The organism is Pantoea sp. ICBG 1758, from assembly GCF_002928325.1.
GTDB classification, from domain to species: domain Bacteria; phylum Pseudomonadota; class Gammaproteobacteria; order Enterobacterales; family Enterobacteriaceae; genus Pantoea; species Pantoea eucrina.
The window spans coordinates 1-2,280 of record NZ_POWL01000015.1 but is presented as its reverse complement, the minus strand read 5'-3'; the positions used below and the strand labels follow the sequence as shown (position 1 = coordinate 2,280).

The following is a 2,280-nucleotide window of genomic DNA, read 5'->3' as shown; positions in this document are numbered from 1 at the left end:
CAAAACGCCTCTGGCGTTGTAAGGTTAAGCCTCACGGGTCATTAGTACCGGTTAGCTCAACGCATCGCTGCGCTTACACACCCGGCCTATCAACGTCGTCGTCTTCAACGTCCCTTCAGGGCTCTCGAGGAGCCAGGGAGAACTCATCTCGGGGCAAGTTTCGTGCTTAGATGCTTTCAGCACTTATCTTTTCCGCACTTAGCTACCGGGCAGTGCCACTGGCGTGACAACCCGAACACCAGCGGTGCGTTCACTCCGGTCCTCTCGTACTAGGAGCAACCCCCCTCAATTCTCCAGCGCCCACGGCAGATAGGGACCGAACTGTCTCACGACGTTCTAAACCCAGCTCGCGTACCACTTTAAACGGCGAACAGCCGTACCCTTGGGACCTACTTCAGCCCCAGGATGTGATGAGCCGACATCGAGGTGCCAAACACCGCCGTCGATATGAACTCTTGGGCGGTATCAGCCTGTTATCCCCGGAGTACCTTTTATCCGTTGAGCGATGGCCCTTCCATTCAGAACCACCGGATCACTATGACCTGCTTTCGCACCTGCTCGAGCCGTCACTCTCGCAGTCAAGCTGGCTTATGCCATTGCACTAACCTCCTGATGTCCGACCAGGATTAGCCAACCTTCGTGCTCCTCCGTTACGCTTTGGGAGGAGACCGCCCCAGTCAAACTACCCACCAGACACTGTCCGCAGCCCGGATAACGGGCCCACGTTAGAACATCAAACGTTAAAGGGTGGTATTTCAAGGATGGCTCCACGCGGACTGGCGTCCGCGCTTCGAAGCCTCCCACCTATCCTACACATCAAGGCTCAATGTTCAGTGTCAAGCTGTAGTAAAGGTTCACGGGGTCTTTCCGTCTTGCCGCGGGTACACTGCATCTTCACAGCGATTTCAATTTCACTGAGTCTCGGGTGGAGACAGCCTGGCCATCATTACGCCATTCGTGCAGGTCGGAACTTACCCGACAAGGAATTTCGCTACCTTAGGACCGTTATAGTTACGGCCGCCGTTTACCGGGGCTTCGATCAAGAGCTTCTCCTTGCGGATAACCCCATCAATTAACCTTCCGGCACCGGGCAGGCGTCACACCGTATACGTCCACTTTCGTGTTTGCACAGTGCTGTGTTTTTAATAAACAGTTGCAGCCAGCTGGTATCTTCGACTGGCCTCGGCTCGGGGAGCAAGTCCCTCCACCTACGCGCCAGCGTGCCTTCTCCCGAAGTTACGGCACCATTTTGCCTAGTTCCTTCACCCGAGTTCTCTCAAGCGCCTTGGTATTCTCTACCTGACCACCTGTGTCGGTTTGGGGTACGATTTCGTGTTGCCTGGAGCTTAGAGGCTTTTCCTGGAAGCAGGGCATCAGTTACTTCGGCTCCGTAGAGCCTCGTCGTCACGCCTCAGTGTTAAAGAAGACCGGATTTGCCTGGTCTTCACACCTGCACGCTTAAACCGGGACAACCGTCGCCCGGATAACCTAGCCTTCTCCGTCCCCCCTTCGCAGCAACACCAAGTGCAGGAATATTAACCTGCTTCCCATCGACTACGCCTTTCGGCCTCGCCTTAGGGGTCGACTCACCCTGCCCCGATTAACGTTGGACAGGAACCCTTGGTCTTCCGGCGAGCGGGCTTTTCACCCGCTTTATCGTTACTTATGTCAGCATTCGCACTTCTGATACCTCCAGCATGCCTCACAGCACGCCTTCTGCGGCTTACAGAACGCTCCCCTACCCAGCGACGCAAGCGTCGCTGCCGCAGCTTCGGTGCATGGTTTAGCCCCGTTACATCTTCCGCGCAGGCCGACTCGACCAGTGAGCTATTACGCTTTCTTTAAATGATGGCTGCTTCTAAGCCAACATCCTGGCTGTCTGTGCCTTCCCACATCGTTTCCCACTTAACCATGACTTTGGGACCTTAGCTGGCGGTCTGGGTTGTTTCCCTCTTCACGACGGACGTTAGCACCCGCCGTGTGTCTCCCGTGATAACATTCTCCGGTATTCGCAGTTTGCATCGGGTTGGTAAGCCGGGATGGCCCCCTAGCCGAAACAGTGCTCTACCCCCGGAGATGAGTTCACGAGGCGCTACCTAAATAGCTTTCGGGGAGAACCAGCTATCTCCCGGTTTGATTGGCCTTTCACCCCCAGCCACAGGTCATCCGCTAATTTTTCAACATTAGTCGGTTCGGTCCTCCAGTTAGTGTTACCCAACCTTCAACCTGCCCATGGCTAGATCACCGGGTTTCGGGTCTATACCCTGCAACTTAGCGCCC

The 2,280-nt window shown here is 55.5% G+C and carries 1 rRNA gene; it reads right to left on the bottom strand.

Going from position 1 to position 2,280, the window contains the following annotated elements:
* Positions 1-20 precede the first annotated feature (20 nt).
* Positions 21-2,280: ribosomal RNA gene (locus tag C1Y41_RS19645) — 23S ribosomal RNA — on the bottom strand; the annotation flags it as partial.